Source organism: Bacillus sp. B1(2022), from assembly GCF_040259625.1.
GTDB lineage: Bacteria > Bacillota > Bacilli > Bacillales > Bacillaceae > Bacillus > Bacillus velezensis.
In genome coordinates this window covers 1-23,371 of the sequence record NZ_JANIFO010000010.1, presented here as the reverse complement: position 1 = coordinate 23,371, position 23,371 = coordinate 1, and the positions used below count along the sequence as shown (strand labels likewise).

Sequence of the window (23,371 nt, the reverse complement as noted above, 5' to 3'; positions counted from 1 at the left end):
TTTCCCCCTGTTTTGAATTTTTCGGGACAATGCGGTGTTGATCATGTTTTATGGTACGATAAGAGAAAGCAAAACGAAAGAGGAATGCACAATGAAGCTACTTACAGTGAAAGATACATTTGCCGGAAAGCTGAAAAAAGGATTCCCCCTGATTGAAAAAGACGCTCTGTCCGGAAGCTCGGCTCATTTAACAGAGGGCGATCTTTTTGGTGTGACATCCGAGAAGGGTGAGTTTATCGGAAAAGGCTATTACGGCTTGCAGAATAAAGGAGTCGGCTGGGTGCTGTCCCGCGCGAGAGATGAACGGATCGACGGACGTTTCTTTCTGGACAAGCTGAAAAAAGCGGCTGAAGCGAGAGCCCATCTGTTTAAGGCGCCCGATACGACGGCGTTCCGGCTTTTCAACGGTGAGGGCGACGGCATCGGCGGCGTCACGATTGACTTTTATGACGGTTATCTGCTGATTCAATGGTACAGTAAAGGCATTTACGCTTATAAGGACAGCATGATTGAGGCGATTGACGGACTGGAGCTTTCTTATAAAGCGATCTATGAAAAGAAACGATTCGATACGGCCGGGCAATACGTGGAAGACGACGATTTTGTCAAAGGCGAAAGAGGAGATTTTCCGGTCATTGTTCAAGAAAACGGCATCCGATACGCGGTGGATCTAAACGACGGGGCGATGACGGGCATTTTCTTAGACCAGCGTCATGTACGCAAAGCGATTCGGGACAAGTATGCAAACGGCAGACGGGTGCTGAATACGTTCTCTTATACGGGGGCATTTTCCGTTGCGGCGGCGCTTGGAGGAGCTGAGAAAACGACCAGCGTCGATGTCGCCAACCGCAGTCTCGCAAAAACGATTGAACAGTTCAGCGCCAACGGAATTGATTATGAGGCGCATGACATTAAAGTCATGGATGTTTTCAAATACTTCGGCTATGCGGAGAAAAAAGGGCTGGAGTTTGACCTCATCATCCTTGATCCGCCTTCTTTCGCCCGCACAAAAAAACGGACGTTCAGCGCGGCGAAAGATTATAAAAATCTGCTGAAGGAAACGATCGCCATCACCGCAAAAAACGGCATCATCGTCGCTTCGACAAACAGCAGCGCCTTCAATATGAAGAAATTTAAAGGCTTTATAGAGACCGCCTTTAAAGAAACAAATGAGCGTTACGACATTTTGGAAGAATACACGCTTCCGGAAGATTTCAAAACGATTCCCGCGTTTAAAGAAGGGAACTATTTGAAGGTTGTTTTCTTGCGGAAAAAATAGAATGACCATTTATAGCGTGGAAAGAGGGGAAAAGAAAACCCTCTTTCATCGCGTTAATACGGGATAAAATAATCTTCATATCTTAAAGAAACAACCCGCTATTACTTAGTATCTCATCTGTGCTAAGTAAAGTGGTCTCACTAATCCCCACATTGTTGGCTTTCATGAAGGATTGCACCGCTTGGTAGCCAACCGCATAACCTGCAAACGGTGATAAGCCGACATGCTGATAACCTTGTTCGGCTGCAAAGGTGTCACCAAACATGTAACTGCTGACCTCAGCAAACCCTTTCTTATTTAACGAGTCTTTGATGATTTCTTTTGAGTATTCTAAGTCTTCTTTTTCAAAAGAAGTAACCCAAGGACCTAACAGAGCTTCTCCGTAAAGTTCTTTGGCAAACGATTCTGCCAACCCCTCTATAATTAAGTAATCACCAACCGTTACGTTCCCATAATCCCAATTGAAATACGAAAAACGAATATTATGATGAAATTCATGTGCGATTACAGCAGGCAGTCTCGGTATGTTATAAGAATTGGGGAATATTGAAACTTGAATAAATCCCGGAATTCCTCCGAATCCACAATACCCTCTATGTAACTCAAGCTTTTTTTGATTGGCCAGATACATCCCAAACCTTATTTCATCAGCATTTATTTTTAAGCGGTTTTGTTTGATAAATTCTACACAATGAGTTAAAGTGCCATATGCAATTTGAAGAGCTTGAATTTCTTTTAAATTCTCTAATGCTTTTCTTCCGGTTTCCGTATCAAATATGCTCAGATAGCCCAGCATATTTGCAGCCATGATTACATCATATCCGTTAGGTTGCTTTGCCTTTAAGGGAACATTCATCTTTTTCCACATATCTTCAAAAGGTTTCATCATTGAATACCGATAATAATCTTCTCTATTTTCAATCATTGAAAATAACGTTTCGTATTGCCCAATTGTATCCTCGATAATGATTTTAATGGGTACCACCCTTTTTTTGATGATCTATATAAATTGTAATGGCATCACTCATGAGCTTCGCCAATCCTTCACCATACTGATCGATGTTCTTAGTGAAGCGTTTATCTTCAATATAGAGTTGACCTAATCCGTAAAAGGCATCAAAAGAATATTCACCAAAATTTTCATTGAGAAAATCAAACCACTCTTTGATAGCTGTTTGTACGTCTGGGGACTTGGGAGATTGGTTAATAAGGAGTGCAAATTTATTGAACATTGCAGTCCACTTATCAGATAAATCTTTTTGCTCACCATCAGTCATGTTTTTCAATCTAATATTTACCTTATCGACAGGTTGATCACCCCACCGTTTGCGAGCTTCTTGTTCATAAAGATTATGATTGAAGTTCATTCCCTCAAACCGCTCTTTGTTCGTCATGCAAATCTCTCCCATCAAATGTTTGATTGATTTATCGATGGTTTCAATCATTTTATCGACTCTATTCCGTTTCTCAATCAACATTTTCTTTTGTAAAATTAATGCCTCCCTTCGGTTAAATGAAGGACTATTAATGATTTCTTTAATCTCTTTTAAGGAGAAATCGAGCTCCTTGAAAAATAGTATCTGCTGCAGCTGTTCAAGATTCTCTTCAGAATAAAGCCGATAACCGGAATCGGTCGTTTCCTGAGGAGTCAATAATCCGATTTGATCGTAATGATGGAGAGTACGTATGCTTACTCCAATCAGTTCAGCTACTTCTTTTACTTTCATACCCATCACGTTTGCCGCCTCCTTAATGGCTACTCTAAAGTATTACGCAACGTAAGAGTCAATAGTTGGTTTAAAATTTTTTGTATATAAAGGGAGAACATATGAGGATTTCATTGCTGAAATTAAAGAAAAAAAGCCGGGCGTGAAGCTCCGGCTTTTTTCTATTCAATAATGTGCTGCACCCGGCCGATTCGTCCGTCTTCAAGGCGGACCTTAATGCCGCGCGGGTGGAAGCTTGAGTTCGTCAAAATATCTTTCACGATTCCTCTTGTCAGCTTTCCTGAACGCTGATCGGCTTTCAGGACGATATCGACTTCAAGTCCTTTTCTGATGCTGCTTCGCTGCTGGCCGTTCATATGACACATCCGTTCTTCAGTCTTTTCACTTCATATCTTATCATATCGTGTTTTCGTCTTTTTATGAAGGACAGACAAATCCATCTGAGTGGCAAATAAAAAAAGACCGCTCTGTAAGGAGCAGTCTTTTATGACATAAACGAAAGCAAAATCGGGGCCGCGCACAGCGTCATAATTGCGGCGAGAATCATGGACACGCTTGAGATCGTACCTGATACGGAGCTGAGCTCAAATGCTTTAGATGTTCCCGCTCCGTGCGCGCTAGTTCCGAGCAGCACGCCCCGGGCAATTTCGTTATCAATGCGGAAATAGCGGATGACCATCGGCCCGATGATCGTTCCCAATAAAGCCGTTAAAATGACGAAAACCGCTGTAACGGCCGGCATCCCGCCGATCATTTCTGAAACGTTCATGGCAATCGGCGTCGTCACTGATCGCGGCACGAGACTGTCGACTAAGCTGCTGCCGAGATGGAACCATTTCGCGATAAAGGCCGTTGACAGAATGGCGATACATGAACCGACCGCTACGTTCAAAATAATTTCCACGGCGTATTTCTTTAAAATCGGGAAATATTTATAAAGCGGGATGGCGAACGCCACTGTTGCCGGCTGAAGCATATCGGTCAGCAGTCCGCCGCCGAGATTGTATGTCTGATACGGGACATTGACAAGAAGCAGCAGTACGACCAAAACAGCGGGCGTAATCAGAAGCGGCGACGTATACACCCGCGGAAAACGAATGTAGAGTTTTTTCGCGCCCAAATATACTAAGACAGTTAAGAATAAACTTATGATTCCGATGAACACGTTTGTTTTTTCTCCTTTCTTTTTGCTATCAGCTGTGTAAGCGTACCTGTTGAAACCATCACGACAAATGTGCTGATGACGACGACAAGTAAAATGCTTACGCCGAATTTAGACATAATATCTCCGTATTCAATCACTCCGACGGCAGACGGGATGAAAAACAGCAGCAGCTCACCGAGGAGCCATGCTGCGCCAAGCTCAATCCATTCAAGTTTGATAATCTTGAAATGCAATAATGTGAAAAGAATCACAATCCCGATTATACTGCCGGGAATATTTATATGAAGAGCCGCCGTGACCCAATTGATCAGACGCGCAAATATAAACAGCAGAGCGATTTGAATAACGGTAAGCAGCAATTTTTTCATAATGATGCCTCCCTTATATTTATATTGTACAGAAGGTTTTGCTATAGGTAAAATACATATAAAGAATAATGTGTATTCCTTTTGTCTATAGAAAGGATGAAATGTAATGGATATCCGGCACTTAACGTATTTTTTGGAAGTGGCCCGTTTGAAAAGCTTTACGAAGGCTTCACAGTCGCTGTATGTTTCACAGCCGACAATCTCAAAAATGATTAAAAACCTGGAGACGGAGCTCGGCATTAAGCTGTTTTACCGCAATGGCCGGCAAGTTGAACTGACTGACGCCGGGCAGAGCATGTATGTGCAGGCGCAGGAAATCACAAAGTCATTCCAAAACCTGACGTCAGAGCTGAACGATATTATGGAAGTGAAGAAAGGGCACGTCCGCATTGGTCTTCCGCCGATGATCGGGTCCGGCTTTTTCCCGAGAGTGCTCGGTGACTTCCGCGTCACATATCCCGATGTGACGTTTCAGCTTGTTGAGGACGGCTCTATTAAAGTGCAGCAAGGGGTGGAGGACGGCTCGCTTGATATCGGGGTCGTCGTGCTTCCCGCAAATGAAGAGATTTTTCATACGTTCACAATCGTCAAGGAAACCCTTATGCTCGTCGTCCATCCGTCACATCGGCTCGCTGACGAGAAAGAATGCAGTCTTCACGAATTAAAAGAAGAGCCGTTCATATTTTTCAGGGAGGATTTTGTCCTTCATAATCGAATTATGACGGAATGCGTGAAAGCCGGATTCAGGCCGCACGTCATTTATGAAACGTCACAGTGGGACTTTATCAGCGAAATGGTATCCGCCAATCTCGGTATCGGCCTCTTGCCGGAAAGAATCTGCCGCGGTCTTGATCCGGACAAAGTCAGAACCATTCCGCTCGTTCATCCGGTCATTCCGTGGCATTTAGCCATCATTTGGCGGAAAGACCGCTATATGTCCTTTGCCGCCAGAGCCTGGCTGGAGCATACGAAATCGTATTTATGGAATCCGAAAAAGAGAAAAAAGGATGATTAAGCATGGACGCACAAACCGCAGCTCAACACTTGAGTAAAGTGCGGGATCAAAACCCGCTCGTTCACAGTATCACCAATAATGTCGTCACGAACTTCACCGCTAACGGACTGCTCGCGCTCGGCGCATCGCCCGTTATGGCTTATGCAATTGAGGAGGCAGCCGACATGGCGAAAATCGCAGGAGCGCTCGTCCTGAATATAGGCACCCTCAGTTCGGCGTCGGTTGAAGCTATGATCGCAGCCGGAAAATCGGCCAATGAAAACGGCGTTCCGGTCATTTTTGATCCGGTAGGCGCCGGCGCCACGCCGTTTCGGACGGCATCAGCCAGCAAGATCATACAGGAGGTCCGCTTGTCCGCCATTCGCGGAAATGCCGCGGAAATCGCCAATATTGCCGGCGCCCCTGATTGGAAGATAAAAGGCGTGGATGCGGGGGAAGCCGGAGGAGATGTGGTTCAGCTCGCAAAGACGGCTGCAAGCGGGCTGAAGACGGTCATTGCGATTACCGGAAAAACCGACGTCATCTCCGACGGCGACGACACATACGCCGTACATAACGGTGATAAACTGCTGACGAAGGTGACGGGGGCGGGATGCCTGCTGACGTCTGTAATCGGAGCCTTCTGCGCAGCGGAGCAGGACGTTCTGCAAGCGGCCGTTTCAGCCGTTTCTGTATACGGAAGCGCCGCTCAGCTTGCCGCTCTGGACACCTCCCATAAGGGGCCGGGCAGCTTCCAGATTGAGCTTTTAAACAAGCTGGCAAGCATCTCAGAACAAGAAGCGGCCGAGCTTGCCGCAATTGAAAGGGTGATAGAAAAATGACGCGTATTTCTCGGGAAATGATGAAGGATATGTTATCGGTTTATTTTATTATGGGATCAAACAATACAAGCGCAGACCCCGTTTCCGTGGTGAAAAAAGCCATTGAGGGCGGCGCTACGCTTTTTCAATTTCGGGAAAAGGGGAGCGGTTCTTTAACAGGGGAGGAACGTGTTCTGTTCGCGAAGCGGGTGCAGGATGTCTGCAGGCAGGCCGGGATTCCTTTCATCATTAATGATGATGTCGAATTGGCCTTGCGCCTTGAGGCGGACGGAGTGCATATCGGGCAGGATGACGCAGACGCCGAAGAAACGAGAGCGGCAATCGGCGATATGATTCTCGGTGTGTCGGCACATAACGTCTCCGAGGTGAAGCGGGCGGAAGCCGCCGGAGCCGATTACGTCGGAATGGGCCCGGTCTATCCGACCGAAACAAAAAAAGATGCTGAAGCCGTGCAGGGCGTTACATTGATTGAAGAGGTAAGGTGTCAAGGCATCACCATTCCGATTGTAGGAATCGGCGGCATTACGGCTGACAACGCGGCGCCCGTCATTGAAGCGGGTGCAGACGGCGTCAGCATGATCAGCGCCATCAGCCAAGCCGAAGATCCAAAAGCGGCGGCGCGGAAGTTTTCAGAGGAAATTCGGCGCTCCAAAGCAGGGCTGTCCCGATAGGGCGGCCCTTTTTCTGTGTGCGCAAAAAGGCAGTGACGGACTTGGAGAATATAAGCCGTATGTCAAGAACAGGGCAATCAGCTTGCAATATCGACCGAAGTGTTTGACGGCTCTATCGCTTCGCTCAAAGTGATGCCTGAACCAATCACTGCCGGCGCCGAAGGCTTAAAAGCCCTCTATGAAACAGTGAAAAGCGCGCAGTGAGAGATCATTTCGAGGTCACGGAAAAACTTGATGCGGAATTCAGCGAATTTGAAGTTTTGATGTCGAAATACAAAACGTGCGATCAATCGTATATGTCTTGTGATACATTAAGTACAGATCAAATCAGAGAGATAAGCACGAAGCTGACGGCCCTTTCTGAAACCATGTCGAAGATTGCCGATGTGCTTTAAAAGGAGTTAAGACACAGCATGAGCGATGAACAAAACAAGGAAAAACAGATCCACAGACGGGATGTCCTGAAGTGGGGCGCCGTCGCGGGCGCCGCCGTCGCTGTCGGAGCGAGCGGCCTCGGAGGACTCGCGCCGCTCTTCAAACCGGCGGCCACCGCTTCAAAGAAGAATGATGAAAAACGTGATCGTGATCAAATCGTTCCTTTTTACGGAAAGCACCAAGCGGGAATCACAACGGCACATCAGACGTATGTGTATTTTGCAGCGCTTGATGTCATGTCAAGCGACAAAGCCGATGTCATCTCCCTTTTCAAACAATGGACAAGCCTGACGCAGCTGCTGACTTCAGGCGCCGTCCCGTCGGGCGAACAGAAAAATAAATATATGCCTCCGCAGGATACCGGGGAGTCGCAGGATCTGGCCCCGGCGAATTTGACCGTTACCTTCGGCTTCGGCCCCGGGTTTTTCGAGAAAGACGGGAAGGACCGCTTCGGACTGAAAGATAAAAAACCGAAGCATCTCGCCGATATTCCGCCGATGCCTAACGACAAGCTCGATAAAAAACAAGGCGGCGGTGATATCGTCATACAGGTCTGCGCGGATAATGAACAAACGGCGTTTCACGCGGTGCGCAACCTGATGAAACAGGCAGCAGGCGTGTGCGAAGTCCGCTTTCTCAATAAAGGTTTCTTAAGCGGCGGGAAAAACGGGGAAACACCGCGCAACCTCTTCGGATTCAAAGACGGCACCGGCAACCAAAGCACGAAGGATGAAAACCTGATGAATTCGATCGTTTGGGTTCAATCAGGAGAGCCGGACTGGATGACGGGCGGCACGTACATGGCGTTTAGGAAAATTAAGATGTTTTTAGATATATGGGACCGTTCATCCTTGAAGGAACAAGAGGACACGTTCGGACGGGTGAAAAGCTCGGGCGCGCCTTTCGGACAAAAAAAGGAAACCGATCCCGTGAAGCTGAATCAAATTCCCGCCGACTCGCATGTCAGCGTGGCAAAATCAACCGGCAGACAGATTCTGCGCCGGGCATTTTCCTATACGGACGGAATTGATCCAAAGACGGGCTATGTTGACGCAGGGCTGCTGTTTATCTGCTTTCAAAAAGACCCGGACCGCCAATTTGTCCCGATGCTGAAGGCTTTGGCGGCAAAGGATGCGTTGAATGAATACACACAAACGATCGGCTCTTCCTTATTCGCCTGTCCCGGCGGCTGTAAAAAAGGAGAATATATCGCCCAAAGGCTGCTGGAATCGTGACACCTTCCATATGGAGGGTGTTTTTAAAAAAACAATTGTAACTATATGTGTTACAACTTAAAATGAAAAGGAAAGGAGACTTACAATGACACTGCAGATTAAAGTATATTCTGATTATGTATGTCCGTTTTGCTTTGTCGGCAAAGCGGCGTTTGAAGAAGCAATCAAGGACAAGGACGTACAGGTGGAATGGATGCCGTTTGAATTGCGTCCGAGCCCCTCGCCGAAACTTGATCCGGTGAATGATCCCGCCAAGCGGCAGATGTGGAAAAACTCCATTGAGCCGATGGCGCAGTCGTTAGGCGTTGAAATCACGTTCCCCCGCGTGTCACCGCATCCTTACACGGATTTGGCATTTGAGGGCTTTCATTTCGCAAAGGAACATGGGAAAGGAAGCGAATACCATACACGCGTTTTTCAGGCGTTCTTTCAGGAAGAACAAAATATCGGTGACGTTGGCGTGCTGACAAAGCTTGCGGAAGAAGCCGGACTTGACGGCGCTGCCTTTAAAGAGGCGCTTGAGACAAGAGCGTACAGACACGTACAGCAGGAAGCGCTCCGCCATGCTTATGAAGAAGCCGGCATTACGGCAGTGCCGACGTTTATCATCGGCGATGAGAGAATCCCTGGCGCGGCGGGAAAGGAAACCTTTGAACAAATCATTGAGCGGGAACTGAATAAACGTTAACCCGAAAAAAGCCCTCTCGATCAGCGAGAGGGCTTTGCCATATAGTGTTTGACAAATGTTTGTCTGTCCGCTTCATATGCCGCGGCGTCAAATGAGTCGCCGCAAAAATGAAGGCACCAAGGGTCTTTTTGGCAGGCGACGCCGACTTGATAGCCGTGTTTTTGAAATTCAAGCGACTGTGATGTGTCGTAAAAATGAAAGCCGCGAAACAAATCCTCCCGCCACTCCACGTCATATTGAGCCGCCATTAACAAGCCGTCAATGGCGTCAGCGGGCGTAAACAGGCCGTCTTCATCGCCGTGCTCAAAGTCCAGCGGGTGATAAGCATTCCCCCGGTATTCAATCACTTTTCCCATCCGCTCTCCGCTTTCCCACCAAATGCCGTTCGGCGGCAGGGTTTTGCAGCCGGCGACACCGAGAAGGCCGAGCTCCTGATGAGATTGAAAGATATGAAGCATGTCATGAAGGAAATGCTGATGAATGATAAAGGTATCCTGATGCAGATAAATTTTATATTTGGAGGGGTGTCTCAGCGCTTTGTTGTAGGACGAGGCCATGCTTGCTGAATCGTATATCGGCATGATATCAACGGAGTATGAAGGGGGGACGGTAAGCTGCATGATATGGCTCTTGCACCGGGAGTACAGCGGCTCGTCATTCACACAGACGACAAACAGAAATGAATGTGAATCCATTACATGCTCCTCTCGGCCTCAATCACATATTGATAGGCCGATGCTTCTGTCATAAAGTCATGCCTTATGCCAAGCTGTACGCATACTTCGTGCAATGCTGCGATGGCTTTGTGATAAGAGGGGTGATCAACGCGGATCGCCTCAATGCGTTTCACCTCATAACCGGCGGCTTTAAATAATGAAAGCGTCTCTTCACGGGTAAAAAAACGCAGGTGGGTCTGATCCATTAATCCGGCGTCACTGTAAGTCCATTTGCCGGCTAAAAGCTCCAGCACCACTGAGATGTGGCCGACATTCGGTATGCATGCAAGCACCGTGCCGTCTTTTTTTACATAAGGACGAAGCTTTTTCAGCACGGACCACGGATCGATAAGATGCTCAAGAACGTCTCCGAACAGCATGCAGTCGAATTGTTCTGATTCGTACGGAAGAATGGCGGATTCAATGTCGCCGCAAAGCACGTGGCTCAATTTGCTTTCCGCCTTTTTTGCGGCTTCGGGATACGCTTCAATGCCGTAAACCGTTATTCCGCGGTCTTCGATCGCCGCTCCTAAATTGCCTGTTCCGCAGCCGACATCAAGCACTGTCCGCCAGTTTTCGTCTATTTTGTTCAATAAATAAGGATTCAGGCCTTCGTAGTAGTTCTGTTGTTTTTCATCATAATAGGGATTCGTATCCATCTGTGTATCACCTCATAAATGGGCATATACACAAGATATGCAGCGGGGGGATCTCATATCACCATGTTTGGCTGTTCAATTGCGGAATGCGGACGGGAATGGTTGTCCGGTATACGGTTTGTTCTCTGATTCCCCTCTTATTGCGGCTGTTCCTTTGAAAACTCGGGTGCGGGCGGACTGTGGCAGGTCATATAGTAAAAGGATCCGCCTGTAATCTTACCGCTGGCGGATGGTGTTTTTCATTGGTGTTTTTTTCTTCACCGCTTTTTCAGTATTTAAGAAGCGCCTCACATCGTCAATGTGCAAACCCATGATTCTAGCCTCTTGAATTAACAATTGCCAATCTTGATCTATATCTTTCATTACATGAGTTTTCATAAGAACCTCCAATTGAAAAATTGATTTGCCCAGCTACAGCAGCCAATGTATAACAAATATCACACATAGTTGGCCGGTAATCCCAAATTGAAGATGAATTCACCTACCTATTCCCTAAGAAAATGACTGAAATAACCAAAATCCTTCAAGAATTCTTACGTATAATAATAAACAAATAAATACTGACTGGATAGTATGCAAATAAAAATAAATCATATGACCTATTAATATTTACCCTCAAAGCGTCGACTAGCATATTCTTTTTGCATAAAAAATACCGCAAAAGAATGATTCGGTGTAAGATAAAGTGAATGATCAAACAGCTGGGGTAAAAAATGAAAAAAAACAAATTTCAAATTAAGAGAGAAGAAACATTTGAAAGTTTTATTGACGCAGGCCTTCATCTCCTGATTGAAAGAGCTTACGATTCAGTCTCAATCGATGACATCAGTAAAGCGGCGGGTTTCAGCAAAGGCGCGTTTTACGTTCATTTTGAAAGCAAGGAAGATTTTCTGAAGCATTTATTAGACAGGCGTCAGATTAAAAAAAGGATCATCACCGGCTATCTCGACGAATTAGAAAAGCAAACAGCGCGGCCGTTGACGCTTTGTGAAGCTGCGGCAAGCGCGGCCAGCCTGTTGATGCGGTTTGTAAACAGCAAGCCTGCCTGGAATGTTGTGTCTTTTGCCGTTCATATGCCTACTTACAAAGTCGTCAGTGAATATGAAGCTTATATCCGTCTTTATAAGTTATGGATAGAAGAAAGCACCATGTACATAAATTGGCTCAAATCGAGAAATTTAATAGAAGACCATATAGATACCGAGCATACCGCTAACATGATGTGCGCGCTCATCGACGGGATGATTAAGCAATCCAATGTGCTGGGAAGGCCGGTTACTTTCCGCAGCATGTTTGACGCGCTCTATGTTTTTGTCAGCGGCAGAAAATCAGGGTAACGTTCTTCTTGATTTGACAAAAGGTTTAGAAAAGTCTTTCAGAAAGCGAGGAACTGCCATGCGCTACAGAGAAATTATGATGTATATCATTATGGGGATATTCACGACCATCGTGAATATCGCCAGTTTTTACTTTCTGACGTCGGCATTTGAGATGGATTACAAGGCGGCGACTGTCGCTGCTTGGGTTCTGTCCGTTCTATTTGCATATGTCACGAATAAACTGTATGTATTTCAGCAAAAGACCGCGGGGATGCGGAGTCTGATGAAAGAATTGACGGCCTTTTTCAGCGTGCGGGTATTGTCTCTAGCCATCGATCTCGCCATGATGATTCTTCTGGTCAGTCAATTTCATATGAACGAAACGTTGGCGAAAATCGCCGATAACGTCATTATCGTAGTCGTCAACTATGCGGCCAGCAAGTGGATTGTCTTCAGAAAAGCGAAAGAAGAGGGCGTGTCATAACGGTTTCTTTCCGCGCCCCGGGGGAAAGTGTAATGGTGAAAGGGGATGCGTATGAAGCACAAAATAAAGAAAGCGTTTGTTGATGTATTCGGGGAATCGGAGGACCTGCGCATTTTCTTTGCGCCCGGCAGAGTGAATCTCATCGGAGAGCATACGGATTATAACGGGGGCCACGTCTTTCCTTGCGCGCTGACGATCGGTACATATGCAGCCGTCCGGGAGAGAGGGGACAGGCTCGTCAGAATGTACTCTCATCATTTTAAAGATGCGGGCATAAAGGAATGCAGTCTCGATAATATCCGTTATCAAAAAGAGGACGGGTGGGCCAATTATCCGAAAGGGGTCATGGCGGAATGTCTCGGCAGCGGTTTTTCCCTTCCGCACGGCTTCGATATTGTGTTCTGGGGAAACATCCCGAACGGCGCGGGGCTGTCATCTTCGGCTTCGATTGAACTTGTTACGGCGGTCATTCTCAAGGAATGCCATGAGCTTGAGGCGGATATGCTCGACTTGGTGAAGCTCGCTCAGACGGCGGAGAATTCCTTTATCGGCGTCAGCTGCGGAATAATGGATCAATTCGCCATCGGAATGGGAAAGAAACATCATGCGATTCTGCTGAATTGCGGGACGCTCAGCTTTGAATATACAAAACTCGGGCTGTCGGGGCTGTCGATCGTTATTGCAAATACCAATAAAAAACGAACGCTTGCAGACTCAGGCTATAATACGAGGCTCAAGGAGTGCGGGGAAGCGCTTTGTGATCTTCAGAAGCATCTTTCCGTTCAATCACTGGGAGAGCTGACCCCTTCCGCTTTTGACGCCCATGCGGAGCTGATTCAGAATGAAGTGAACAGACGCCGGGCGAAACACGCCGTCTATGAAAATCACCGCACAATAGAGGCCGCCGACATGTTCAGTAACAATCAGCTTCATCATATCGGTGAATTAATGAGGGATTCGCATCTCTCTTTACGCGATGACTACGAGGTGACGAGTCATGAGCTGGATACACTGGCTGAAGCGGCCTGGCGCCACGGCGGGGTGATCGGATCAAGGATGACGGGAGCCGGTTTCGGCGGCTGTACAGTCAGTATCGTCAAGGACGATGCGGTTTCGGATTTTATTGAAACGGCAGGGGCCCGCTATGAGGAGAAGACAGGGAGAAAAGCTGACTTTTACACGGCGGATGTCGGAGCCGGAGCGAGAGAACTAAAGGGGGATGACGATGGCAATTGAGCGGCACGTGGAACGTTTAATCCGGTACGGATTGCAAAAAGAGCTGATTTCATTTCTTGATATTGAATATACGAGAAACCGTTTGTATGAAGCTTTGCATATCACCCATCCGGAGGTTCCAGAACAGAAAGAAAATGTATCGACGGCATCATTGCCGGACATATTGGCCCCGGTTTATGAATGGGCGGCAGAAACGGGCCGGATTGCAGCCGATACAGACACCTATCGCGACCTGCTGAGTGCGAAGATCATGGGCTGCTTTGCCCCGCAGCCGTCCGAGATTGTCCGTCGTTTTGAAGAAACAAAGGCGGTGCACGGGCCGGAGCAGGCGACAAAGGCGTTTTACCGATTTTCAGAGGATGTGTATTATATCCGTTCGGACAGAATACAGCGGAATGTCGGGTGGACGGCTGAGACGGCTTACGGAAAGCTGGACATCACGATCAACCTTTCAAAACCGGAAAAAGATCCGAAAGCAATTGCCGCTGCCAAAGAGCAGCCTCAATCCGATTATCCGAGATGTGTTCTTTGTAAAGAAAATGTCGGGTACGAGGGGAGACCGGATCACCCGGCGCGTCAAAACCTTCGTGTCATTCCGGTAATTCTCGGCGATGAGCAGTGGTTTCTGCAATTTTCTCCGTATGTGTATTACCGGGAGCATTGCATCGTTTTGAAAGACCGGCACGAACCGATGAAGATCAGCAAAAAAACGTTTGACCGGCTGCTGTCGTTCGTCAGCCAGTATCCTCATTATTTTCTCGGTTCCAATGCTGATCTGCCGATTGTCGGCGGCAGTATTTTAAGCCACGACCATTTTCAGGGGGGCAATTATGAATTCCCGATGGCGCGGGCGGAGACAGAAAGCCGGTACAGGCTGCCTGACTATCCGAAAACGGTGTTGGGAATTGTGAAGTGGCCGATGTCGGTCATCCGCCTGCAAAGCGAGAGTGCGTCTGAGCTTTCCGGCGCGGCGGATGCCATCCTGCGGGCGTGGCGCGGTTATTCCGATGAGGCGGCTGATCTCCTCGCCCATTCAGGAGAAACACCGCACAATACAATTACGCCGATTGCCCGGCGGAGAAACGGTTTATTCGAATTAGATCTCGTCCTCAGAAATAACCGCACCTCTGATGAGCATCCGCTGGGAATTTTTCATCCCCATCAGGAAGTTCATCACCTGAAAAAAGAAAATATCGGACTGATTGAAGTAATGGGGCTTGCGATTCTGCCGGGCCGCCTTGAACAAGAAATGAAATACACGGCTGAAGCGCTGTGCTCACCGGACCCGGAAGCGGTCTTAACGGCAGACCCTTCTGCGGCAGCGCATAAAGATTGGGCGCTCAGTGTGCTGCATAAGCGGAAGGTAACGAAAGAAAACGCGGAACAGATTCTGAAAGAGGAAATCGGCCATGCCTTTGCGCGGATACTGGAGCATGCCGGCGTCTTTAAACAAACAGAAGAAGGCAGAGCGGCTTTCCGGCGGTTTATCCGCCATTTGGGCGCTCTACCGGAAAAAAGCCCCATCCCATAAGGGACGAGGCTTTTTTTTTATCCTCTGCTTCTGGCGATCAGGCTGAATAAGAACACCACGATCGCAGCTCCGATGATTGCCGGAATAATGGCAAAGCCGGCAAGGTGAGGACCCCATGTGCCGAGCAGTCCGTGCCCGATCCATGCGCCGATCAGACCGGCGATCATTGACCCGATGATTCCCCCGGGCATACTGCCTTTTACAAATAAACTTCCGATCCAGCCGATAATAATAGCGACAATCAGAGATACGATAAAACCCATAAATATCACTTCCTATTTTTTATTATTTATGCCTATATGTTTCCTTCGTTTTGTCCATATTAAACATATAAATGTGTTTTTTATAATGAACATATCAAGGCGCGTTCCGGTCTTTTTTTTCATAATGCGTTGCGTTAAAATGGAAACCGTGTGAAAAGGTGTGAACAAAGGAAAAAATATTTCTTTTGTAGAATGTTTAACAAAATGAATCTTTTTGTTGACCAGCGTTTTTTATTATGGTAAACCTTTATTTGGTATTATTCGTTCTCACTATCTTTTTTCTCTATATATGCTAAATGATCTAAAACTTTTTATGTTTGGTTTGCGCAAGTGGAAAAAGTTCATGCATTTTTTGACGATTTTGTGACATTAGGTCGAAAAAAAGATGAACTTTAGAAAAAAATAAAGCTAATAAGGGCAGATTTTGATAGCATAACAAGGTAGATAGAGAAAAGATTTTGAGAAAGTACATTTCAGATTCACTACATCAATAGGAAGGATGGTGATCTTCTTGTTCAGAGCATTTAAACCGTTACTTTTATTAGCGATGTTGGCTGTTGTTTTCGTACTGGGCGGATGCAGCGACATTTCCGTTTTAGATCCGAAAGGACCTGTAGCAGACCAGCAGAAAGATCTGATTCTCTTGTCAATCGGATTTATGCTGTTCATTGTCGGCGTCGTTTTCGTACTATTTACAATCATTTTAGTGAAGTACCGCGACCGCAAAGGCAAAGACAGCGGAAATTACAAGCCCGAGATGCACGGCAACACGTTCTTAGAAGTAGTCTGGACAGTGATCCCAATTTTAATTGTTATTGCACTTTCTGTGCCTACCGTACAGACGATATATTCGTTAGAAAAAGCGCCTGAAGCGACAAAGGATAAAGAGCCTCTTGTTGTTTATGCTACTTCGGTAGACTGGAAATGGGTATTCAGCTACCCAGAGCAGGATATTGAGACGGTTAACTACCTGAACATTCCTGTAGACCGTCCGGTTTTATTTAAAATTTCTTCAGCCGATTCAATGGCATCGCTATGGATTCCTCAGCTTGGGGGACAAAAATACGCGATGGCGGGAATGCTGATGGATCAATACTTACAGGCTGACAAAGTGGGAACATATGAAGGCCGCAACGCGAACTTCACCGGCGAACACTTTGCCGACCAGAAATTCAACGTAAAAGCTGTTACGCAAAAAGACTTTAACAGCTGGGTGAAAAAAGCCCAAAGCGATTCTCCAAAGCTGACGAAAGAGAAGTATGACGAACTGATGCTTCCGGAGAATGTCGGTAAATTAACGTTCTCTTCTACACACTTAAAATACGTTGACCACGGCCAAGATGCCGAATATGCGATGGAGGCGCGCAAACGCCTTGGCTACAAAGCCGTATCACCGCACTCTAAAACAGATCCGTGGGAAAATGTAAAGAAAAACGAATTTAAAGTATCCGACGATAAACAAGATTGAAATTGAACAAGAAAGGAGGAAGCCCGAATGAAATTGAGATGGGATGAATTTTTTGTAACAGGTGACCCATTAATTCTGGGCGCACAAGTTTCCATTGCGCTTTCCACTATCGCTATCATCGTTGTACTCACATACTTCAAAAAGTGGAAATGGCTCTGGTCTGAATGGCTGACGTCTGTAGACCATAAGAAACTTGGAATCATGTACATTATCTCTGCTGTTATCATGCTGTTCCGCGGCGGGGTCGACGGCTTGATGATGCGCGCCCAGTTAGCGCTTCCTAATAACAGTTTTTTAGACTCAAACCACTATAATGAGATCTTTACGACTCACGGTACGATCATGATTATCTTCATGGCGATGCCGTTTTTAATCGGTCTGATCAACGTTGTCGTACCTTTGCAGATCGGTGCGCGCGACGTAGCATTCCCTTACTTGAACAACCTGAGTTTCTGGACGTTCTTCGTAGGTGCGATGCTTTTCAATATTTCTTTCGTTATCGGAGGTTCTCCGAACGCAGGCTGGACGAGTTACATGCCGCTGGCAAGCAACGACATGAGTCCCGGGCCTGGTGAGAACTTCTACCTGCTCGGTCTTCAGATTGCCGGTATCGGTACGCTGATGACGGGTATCAACTTTATGGTGACGATCCTGAAAATGCGTACGAAAGGCATGACGCTGATGCGTATGCCGATGTTCACATGGACGACGCTGATTACAATGGTTATTATCGTATTCGCCTTCCCTGTTTTGACAGTGGCATTGGCGCTGTTATCATTTGACCGTTTGTTCGGCGCTCACTTTTTCACGCTGGAAGCCGGCGGTATGCCGATGCTTTGGGCTAACTTGTTCTGGATTTGGGGACACCCTGAAGTATATATCGTTATCTTACCGGCATTCGGTATTTTCTCTGAAATTATTTCAGCGTTTGCAAGAAAGCAGTTATTCGGTTACAAAGCGATGGTCGGCTCAATTATCGCCATTTCCGTCCTGAGTTTCCTTGTATGGACTCACCACTTCTTCACAATGGGGAACAGTGCGTCTGTTAACTCTTTCTTCTCGATTACAACGATGGCGATTTCGGTTCCGACCGGGGTTAAAATCTTTAACTGGCTCTTTACGATGTATAAAGGCCGAATCAGTTTTACAACACCGATGCTGTGGGCGCTCGCGTTCATCCCGAACTTCGTTGTCGGCGGGGTAACAGGGGTTATGCTTGCGATGGCTGCAGCGGATTATCAATACCATAATACGTACTTCCTCGTATCTCACTTCCACTATGTGCTGATCGCGGGTACGGTATTTGCATGTTTCGCAGGATTTATTTTCTGGTATCCGAAAATGTTCGGTCACAAGCTGAACGAAAGAATCGGAAAATGGTTCTTCTGGATCTTTATGATCGGATTTAATGTATGTTTCTTCCCTCAATACTTCTTGGGGCTGCAAGGTATGCCTCGCCGTATTTACACATACGGACCGAATGACGGATGGACTGCATTGAACTTTATTTCAACTGTCGGAGCCTTCATGATGGGTGTCGGATTCTTAATCCTTTGTTACAACATCTACTACAGCTTCCGCTACTCTACTCGCGAGATCAGCGGAGATTCATGGGGCGTGGGACGTACGCTTGAGTGGGCGACTTCATCTGCGATTCCGCCGCATTACAACTTTGCGGTGCTTCCTGAAGTGAAATCTCAAGATGCGTACCTGCAATTGAAAGAAGACAAAACGGATATTCATCCGGAAAGCAAGTTCAAGAAAATCCATATGCCGCACAACTCCGGAAGACCGCTTATTATGTCAGTGGCGTTCGGTATTGCAGGCTTCGGACTTGTATTTGAATGGTTCTGGATGGGCATTGTCGGCTTGATCGGCATTCTGCTTTGCATGGTGCTTCGTTCATTTGAATATGACAATGGCTACTATATACCTGTTGAAGAAATAAAAGAGACGGAAAGAAAGATTTCCGAATAAAGGAGGCGTGATTTATGGAACATGCAGAACACGGCAATTCTAACGCGCCTATGGAATATCAATCTGAAACCGGCAGACTCAATATTCTCGGGTTTTGGATCTTTTTAGGGGCAGAGATTGTGTTGTTCTCAACACTATTTGCAACCTTCTTCGTTCTTCAAAGAAGAACAGCAGGAGGAGTCTTACCGGCTGAATTATTTGAAGTGAAGCTTGTCATGATCATGACATTCCTGCTTCTGATCAGCAGTTTCACCTGCGGGATCGCTGTTCATGAAATGCGTCGCGGAAGTTTAAAAGGCGTCGTCATTTGGACGATCATTACGCTTCTTCTCGGCGCGGGCTTCGTCGGATGTGAGCTTAACGAGTTCATCCACTATGTACATGAAGGAGCATCTCTCGGTACAAGTGCTTTCTGGTCTGGATTCTTCGTCCTTCTGGGAACGCACGGAACGCACGTAACGATCGGTATCTTCTGGATTGCCGGCATCTTACTGCAATTGAAGAAACGCGGATTAACGCCGCAGACGTCTTCAAAAATCTTTATCTCAAGTTTATACTGGCACTTCTTAGACGTTGTTTGGATCTTCATCTTTACAGGCGTCTATCTCATCGGATTGGGGGGACTATAATATGGCAAACAAATCTGCTGAACACAGCCACTTTCCGTGGAAGCATATCGTAGGTTTTGCGTTGTCTATTATTCTGACCCTGCTGGCCCTTTGGGTTGCGGTATATACGGATTTAAGCTCATCAGCAAAACTCTGGATCATTTTCGGATTCGCATTTATCCAAGCCGGTCTTCAGCTTCTCATGTTCATGCACATGACAGAAAGTGAAAACGGCGGAATTCAAGTCGGAAACACGCTCTTCGGATTTTTCGGAGCGATTGTTATCATCCTTGGTTCCATCTGGATCTTTGCGGCGCACTACCATCACGGTGACCATATGGATGGAAACCCTCCTGGCGGTGCGAAGCATCATTCCGAACATCAGGAATAAAAAGAAACCCTCTTCGTTTATGCGAAGAGGGTTTTTTGTGCCTTTATTGGCTTCTTCTCCGGCGCAGGCGCGGAAGGCCGTAAATGATAAAGGCGGCGATATGGGCAACGATGACGTTGACGGCAAACAGGATGATCATAAGTGTGTGGCCGAGAGGGGATAGGCTGCTGGTTGCGTAAAAGTAGAAGAAAACCCACATGAGAATAATTGGCGGTATGGCCGAAAGAGCGACTTTTTTGTTATCCAGCCAGATAAAGAGGGGTGTTGCGCTTGCGACCAGTAAATAAGCAAAAAACATGTCCATCTTACATGTCTCCTTTCATTTTATGGGAGCGTTTCCAAAATGAAATACAGAGAATAAAATGTGTCTGTTTTGTGGTCGTTTTTTGAACATTTTGTTACAATTATTATACCATGTTTTCCAATTTTTGATACCGCTTTTTCGAGAAATGTATTGCAACTATTGCCTCATTTTTGGATAGGTACAAGAAACCGGAAAGGCCAAATACCCTGTCACATTTCCGGACAATGGAATGGCGCAGGCTGTGAACCTTTGCTATGGTCAAAGAAAATATGCACAGCAAGGGTGGTTTGAAGTGGACGTAAGGAAAGAAGATGTCACAGCGCCGGATGTCTTTGCGCTTTTGCAGGATCATCTGAAGAGCATGACCATGCATTCTCCTCCGGAAAGTATACATGCGCTCAATGCGGACCGGCTGCGTCAGCCTGACGTTACGTTTTGGAGTGCGAGGGAAAACGGCATCCTGCTCGGCTGCGGTGCCTTAAAGGAGCTAAACAGCCGGCACGGTGAGATCAAATCAATGAAAACCTCTCCGCATCATGTCAGAAAAGGCGTTGCCAACCGGATCCTCCGCCATATGCTTGAAGAAGCAAGGCGGCGGGGCTATCAGCGGATCAGCTTAGAAACCGGTTCTATGGAGGCTTTTCTCCCCGCCAGACGCCTGTATGAAAAAGCCGGGTTTCAATATTGTGATCCGTTTGCACATTATAAAGAGGACCCGAACAGCTTGTTTATGACGTTAAACATAGGCTGAAACCCCTTTTCTGACGAGAAGGGGTTTTTTATCGGAAAAGTTTCATCATGACCGAAACATTTCCTTTTCTGACACGTCATATGTCGTGTAGTCCCCAAACCGTAAAAAATAAAAAGGAAGCAACCTCAACATGTTTTCTTGAACGGTGTTCATGTATAATAAACAATAGTGACTTCCGATGAAAATGTAAGGCGGGATAGAATGAGTCGATATAAGAAACAGCAAAATCCCTATTATCAGGGGGATTTGATTTTTATATTTGGTGTGTTTTTAATAATTAGTGTTGCCGCGATTTATGCGGCCGGACAGTTCGGGCAGTACGGAGGCAGTGCCTGGATGAAACAGATTGTCTTCTATGTTATAGGTGCGGGATTCATCGGATTATTGCTGTACTTTGATTTAGAGCAGCTTGAGAAACTGAGTCTGTACGTATTGATTGCCGGCGTGCTGTCGCTGCTCCTTTTGCGTGTGGCGCCGGAATCCATCGCGCCGATTAAAAACGGAGCGAAGAGCTGGTTTCAAATCGGAAACTTTACCCTCCAGCCCTCTGAGTTTACGAAAATAGGAATTATGATGATGGTCGCGTCCATTATATCGAAGGCGGGCCCGAAGGATCAAAGGTCACTTCGGGAAGATGTGAATCTGCTTTTGAAAATTGCGGCATGGACGGTTATTCCGATCGGGATGATCGTTTTGCAGGATGCCGGAACGGGTGCGATCTGTCTGTTTATCGTTATGGTGATGGTGTTTATGTCAGGTGTAAACTGGAAGCTGATCACCATTATCGGCGGTTCGGCCGCGCTTGTGCTTGGCCTTTTCTTAGTGCTGGTGATTGAATTTCCCCATGTGGCGAATTCAATCGGCATTGCGGATTATCAAATTAACCGGATTACATCGTGGATGTCTGACTCCAGTGCGGCAACGACTCAGGCAGAGAGCGATAAAAGCTGGCAGGTGGATCAGGCCGTTATGGCGATCGGATCGGGCGGCATTACCGGAAACGGCGTTCATAATCTGAAGGTGTACGTACCTGAGGGACAGACCGACTTTATCTTTGCGATTTTGGGTGAAAGTTTTGGATTTTTAGGCTGCGCCATTGCGGTTGTCATGTTTTTCTTTTTAATTTACAGGCTTGTGGTGTTGATTGACCGCTTGCATGCGTTTAACCGATTTGGCGCGTTTTTTTGCGTAGGATTTACTGCACTTATCGTGATTCACACCTTCCAGAACATCGGGATGAATATCGGCATTATGCCGGTTACCGGTATTCCGCTGCTGTTTGTCAGCTATGGGGGGAGCTCGGTGCTTTCTACATTAATCAGCTTCGGGATCGTATATAACGCAAGTGTGCAGCTGACGAAATATAAAAGCTACTTGTTCAATTCTTAATGTGAGACGGCTCGTTCTTCGGGCTGTCTTTTTTTGTTTAGAGCATTTCGCTTTTGACATGATTCCCTTTCGGATATGATATAGAAAGAAGGAGGCTTTTATATGAACAATACCATCGAAACCATACTTAATCATCGGTCGATCCGATCATTTACTGACGAGCTTCTGACAGCAGAAGAGATAGATACATTAGTGAAAAGCGCCCAGGCGGCGTCAACGTCCAGTTACGTGCAGGCTTACTCCATCATCGGCGTAACTGATAAGGAGAAAAAGCGGAAGCTGGCGGCACTGGCCGGAAACCAGCCTTACGTCGAGAATAATGGGCACTTGTTTGTGTTTTGCGCTGATTTGTACCGTCATAAAAAACTTGCTGAGGAAAAAGGCGAAAACATTACCGAGCTTCTTGAGAATACGGAAATGTTTATGGTCAGCGTCATTGATGCCGCACTTGCCGCACAAAACGTAAGTGTTGCCGCGGAATCAATGGGACTTGGCATTTGTTATATCGGAGGCATTCGAAATGAACTTGATCAGGTGACGGAAGTGCTTGGAACGCCTGACCATGTGCTGCCGCTGTTCGGCTTGGTAGTCGGTCATCCCGCTCATCCGTCCGGTCAAAAGCCGCGCCTGCCGAAACAAGCCGTATATCATGAAAACACGTACGATACGAATGAAGAACACTTCCGCAGTTATATGAAGGAATATGATGAAACCATTTCCGCTTATTATGATAAACGAACAAACGGCAAGCGGGTTGAAACGTGGTCTGATCAAATCCTGCAGTTCATGAAACAAAAACCGAGAACCTATTTAAATCAATATGTAAAAGATAAAGGTTTTCAAAAGAATTAAGAAAAAACCTCTCCTGACC

The 23,371-nt window shown here is 46.6% G+C and carries 27 protein-coding genes and 1 pseudogene; 18 read left to right on the top strand and 10 right to left on the bottom strand.

Annotation, left to right across the window (positions count from 1 at the left end; translation table 11 throughout):
• The first annotated feature begins 91 nt into the window (after positions 1–91).
• A complete protein-coding gene (locus NQS30_RS16400; RefSeq protein WP_218791416.1) occupies positions 92–1,279 on the top strand; it encodes a class I SAM-dependent rRNA methyltransferase in 1,188 nt (395 codons plus the stop codon).
• 82 nt (positions 1,280–1,361) lie between these two features.
• Here NQS30_RS16400 and NQS30_RS16395 read toward each other — a convergent pair whose 3' ends face one another.
• The 5 genes from NQS30_RS16395 to NQS30_RS16375 all read right to left on the bottom strand — a co-directional run bounded on the left by NQS30_RS16395 (position 1,362) and on the right by NQS30_RS16375 (position 4,539).
• A complete protein-coding gene (locus NQS30_RS16395) occupies positions 1,362–2,264 on the bottom strand; it encodes a DUF2268 domain-containing putative Zn-dependent protease (protein WP_218791415.1) in 903 nt (300 codons plus the stop codon).
• Positions 2,251–3,012, bottom strand: a complete 762-nt coding sequence (locus tag NQS30_RS16390; protein ID WP_012118755.1) for a MerR family transcriptional regulator — start codon at positions 3,010–3,012, stop codon at positions 2,251–2,253. The genes NQS30_RS16395 and NQS30_RS16390 overlap by 14 nt, the downstream gene beginning before the upstream one ends.
• A 155-nt stretch (positions 3,013–3,167) precedes the next feature.
• Entirely contained in the window at positions 3,168–3,362 is a 195-nt protein-coding gene (locus NQS30_RS16385; protein WP_003150901.1) for a YwbE family protein, read from the bottom strand.
• A gap of 128 nt (positions 3,363–3,490) precedes the next feature.
• Positions 3,491–4,171, bottom strand: coding sequence for a CidB/LrgB family autolysis modulator (locus NQS30_RS16380; protein ID WP_012118753.1), 681 nt, complete (start codon positions 4,169–4,171; stop codon positions 3,491–3,493).
• Positions 4,153–4,539 (bottom strand): CidA/LrgA family holin-like protein, encoded by a 387-nt coding sequence (locus NQS30_RS16375; protein ID WP_007407725.1) that lies wholly within the window; start codon positions 4,537–4,539, stop codon positions 4,153–4,155. The genes NQS30_RS16380 and NQS30_RS16375 overlap by 19 nt, the downstream gene beginning before the upstream one ends.
• A gap of 106 nt (positions 4,540–4,645) precedes the next feature.
• On the opposite strand from NQS30_RS16375, the gene cidR reads away from it, so the two are divergent.
• The 6 genes and pseudogenes from cidR (at position 4,646) to NQS30_RS16345 (ending at position 9,404) form a co-directional block, all read left to right on the top strand.
• Positions 4,646–5,554: a cidABC operon transcriptional activator CidR gene (cidR, locus tag NQS30_RS16370; protein WP_003150908.1), complete on the top strand. Its 909-nt coding sequence runs from the start codon at positions 4,646–4,648 to the stop codon at positions 5,552–5,554.
• 2 nt (positions 5,555–5,556) lie between these two features.
• Positions 5,557–6,375, top strand: a complete 819-nt coding sequence (gene thiM, locus NQS30_RS16365; protein WP_167340923.1) for a hydroxyethylthiazole kinase — start codon at positions 5,557–5,559, stop codon at positions 6,373–6,375.
• On the top strand, positions 6,372–7,046 hold the full coding sequence (thiE, locus tag NQS30_RS16360) for a thiamine phosphate synthase (protein WP_094032590.1): 675 nt from the start codon (positions 6,372–6,374) through the stop codon (positions 7,044–7,046). Before thiM ends, thiE begins: the two co-directional genes overlap by 4 nt.
• 75 nt (positions 7,047–7,121) lie before the next feature.
• Positions 7,122–7,441, top strand: a pseudogene (locus NQS30_RS16355) (Efem/EfeO family lipoprotein); the annotation flags it as partial.
• Between the two features lie 18 nt (positions 7,442–7,459).
• Positions 7,460–8,716: an iron uptake transporter deferrochelatase/peroxidase subunit gene (gene efeB, locus NQS30_RS16350; RefSeq protein ID WP_069007053.1), complete on the top strand. Its 1,257-nt coding sequence runs from the start codon at positions 7,460–7,462 to the stop codon at positions 8,714–8,716.
• 85 nt (positions 8,717–8,801) lie between these two features.
• Entirely contained in the window at positions 8,802–9,404 is a 603-nt protein-coding gene (locus NQS30_RS16345; protein ID WP_007407720.1) for a DsbA family oxidoreductase, read from the top strand.
• A gap of 20 nt (positions 9,405–9,424) precedes the next feature.
• On the opposite strand, the gene NQS30_RS16340 is transcribed toward NQS30_RS16345, so the two are convergent.
• From NQS30_RS16340 to NQS30_RS16330, 3 genes are all read right to left on the bottom strand, one after another.
• Positions 9,425–10,099, bottom strand: coding sequence for a glycosyltransferase family protein (locus NQS30_RS16340; RefSeq protein WP_020958014.1), 675 nt, complete (start codon positions 10,097–10,099; stop codon positions 9,425–9,427).
• Complete coding sequence (locus NQS30_RS16335; RefSeq protein ID WP_007407718.1) at positions 10,099–10,779, bottom strand: class I SAM-dependent methyltransferase; 681 nt, start codon at positions 10,777–10,779, stop codon at positions 10,099–10,101. Before NQS30_RS16335 ends, NQS30_RS16340 begins: the two co-directional genes overlap by 1 nt.
• A 216-nt stretch (positions 10,780–10,995) precedes the next feature.
• The gene (locus tag NQS30_RS16330) at positions 10,996–11,157 is read right to left on the bottom strand and encodes an anti-repressor SinI family protein (protein WP_003150917.1); all 162 of its coding nucleotides are present in this window, start codon (positions 11,155–11,157) and stop codon (positions 10,996–10,998) included.
• Between the two features lie 335 nt (positions 11,158–11,492).
• On the opposite strand from NQS30_RS16330, the gene NQS30_RS16325 reads away from it, so the two are divergent.
• The 4 genes from NQS30_RS16325 to galT all read left to right on the top strand — a co-directional run bounded on the left by NQS30_RS16325 (position 11,493) and on the right by galT (position 15,349).
• Entirely contained in the window at positions 11,493–12,116 is a 624-nt protein-coding gene (locus NQS30_RS16325) for a TetR/AcrR family transcriptional regulator (protein ID WP_007614590.1), read from the top strand.
• Between the two features lie 79 nt (positions 12,117–12,195).
• Positions 12,196–12,582, top strand: coding sequence for a GtrA family protein (locus NQS30_RS16320; protein WP_032869853.1), 387 nt, complete (start codon positions 12,196–12,198; stop codon positions 12,580–12,582).
• A gap of 51 nt (positions 12,583–12,633) precedes the next feature.
• Entirely contained in the window at positions 12,634–13,818 is a 1,185-nt protein-coding gene (locus tag NQS30_RS16315) for a galactokinase (RefSeq protein ID WP_094032587.1), read from the top strand.
• On the top strand, positions 13,808–15,349 hold the full coding sequence (gene galT / locus NQS30_RS16310) for a UDP-glucose--hexose-1-phosphate uridylyltransferase (protein WP_069007050.1): 1,542 nt from the start codon (positions 13,808–13,810) through the stop codon (positions 15,347–15,349). Before NQS30_RS16315 ends, galT begins: the two co-directional genes overlap by 11 nt.
• A 17-nt stretch (positions 15,350–15,366) precedes the next feature.
• Here galT and NQS30_RS16305 read toward each other — a convergent pair whose 3' ends face one another.
• Positions 15,367–15,612, bottom strand: a complete 246-nt coding sequence (locus tag NQS30_RS16305) for a GlsB/YeaQ/YmgE family stress response membrane protein (protein WP_003150926.1) — start codon at positions 15,610–15,612, stop codon at positions 15,367–15,369.
• A 502-nt stretch (positions 15,613–16,114) separates the two neighbouring features.
• Here NQS30_RS16305 and qoxA point away from each other — a divergent pair.
• Genes qoxA through qoxD form a run of 4 tightly spaced genes read left to right on the top strand, consistent with a single transcriptional unit; the run spans position 16,115 to position 20,056 of the window.
• Positions 16,115–17,080 carry a cytochrome aa3 quinol oxidase subunit II gene (qoxA, locus tag NQS30_RS16300; RefSeq protein WP_012118744.1) on the top strand — a complete coding sequence of 322 codons (966 nt, stop codon included), beginning with the start codon at positions 16,115–16,117 and terminating at the stop codon, positions 17,078–17,080.
• Positions 17,081–17,107: 27 nt separating this feature from the next.
• A complete protein-coding gene (gene qoxB, locus NQS30_RS16295; RefSeq protein WP_012118743.1) occupies positions 17,108–19,057 on the top strand; it encodes a cytochrome aa3 quinol oxidase subunit I in 1,950 nt (649 codons plus the stop codon).
• A gap of 14 nt (positions 19,058–19,071) precedes the next feature.
• Positions 19,072–19,686 carry a cytochrome aa3 quinol oxidase subunit III gene (qoxC, locus tag NQS30_RS16290; RefSeq protein WP_003150930.1) on the top strand — a complete coding sequence of 205 codons (615 nt, stop codon included), beginning with the start codon at positions 19,072–19,074 and terminating at the stop codon, positions 19,684–19,686.
• Between the two features lies 1 nt (position 19,687).
• Positions 19,688–20,056, top strand: a complete 369-nt coding sequence (gene qoxD / locus NQS30_RS16285) for a cytochrome aa3 quinol oxidase subunit IV (protein WP_007614576.1) — start codon at positions 19,688–19,690, stop codon at positions 20,054–20,056.
• 43 nt (positions 20,057–20,099) lie between these two features.
• On the opposite strand, the gene ywcE is transcribed toward qoxD, so the two are convergent.
• Complete coding sequence (ywcE, locus tag NQS30_RS16280; RefSeq protein ID WP_003150937.1) at positions 20,100–20,360, bottom strand: spore morphogenesis/germination protein YwcE; 261 nt, start codon at positions 20,358–20,360, stop codon at positions 20,100–20,102.
• A 292-nt stretch (positions 20,361–20,652) separates the two neighbouring features.
• Here ywcE and NQS30_RS16275 point away from each other — a divergent pair, with 292 nt between their 5' ends.
• The 3 genes from NQS30_RS16275 to nfsA all read left to right on the top strand — a co-directional run bounded on the left by NQS30_RS16275 (position 20,653) and on the right by nfsA (position 23,352).
• Positions 20,653–21,111: a GNAT family N-acetyltransferase gene (locus NQS30_RS16275; protein ID WP_015240818.1), complete on the top strand. Its 459-nt coding sequence runs from the start codon at positions 20,653–20,655 to the stop codon at positions 21,109–21,111.
• Between the two features lie 201 nt (positions 21,112–21,312).
• Positions 21,313–22,500 (top strand): FtsW/RodA/SpoVE family cell cycle protein, encoded by a 1,188-nt coding sequence (locus NQS30_RS16270; protein ID WP_007407709.1) that lies wholly within the window; start codon positions 21,313–21,315, stop codon positions 22,498–22,500.
• A 102-nt stretch (positions 22,501–22,602) separates the two neighbouring features.
• Complete coding sequence (gene nfsA / locus NQS30_RS16265) at positions 22,603–23,352, top strand: oxygen-insensitive NADPH nitroreductase (RefSeq protein WP_007407708.1); 750 nt, start codon at positions 22,603–22,605, stop codon at positions 23,350–23,352.
• Positions 23,353–23,371: the final 19 nt, after the last annotated feature.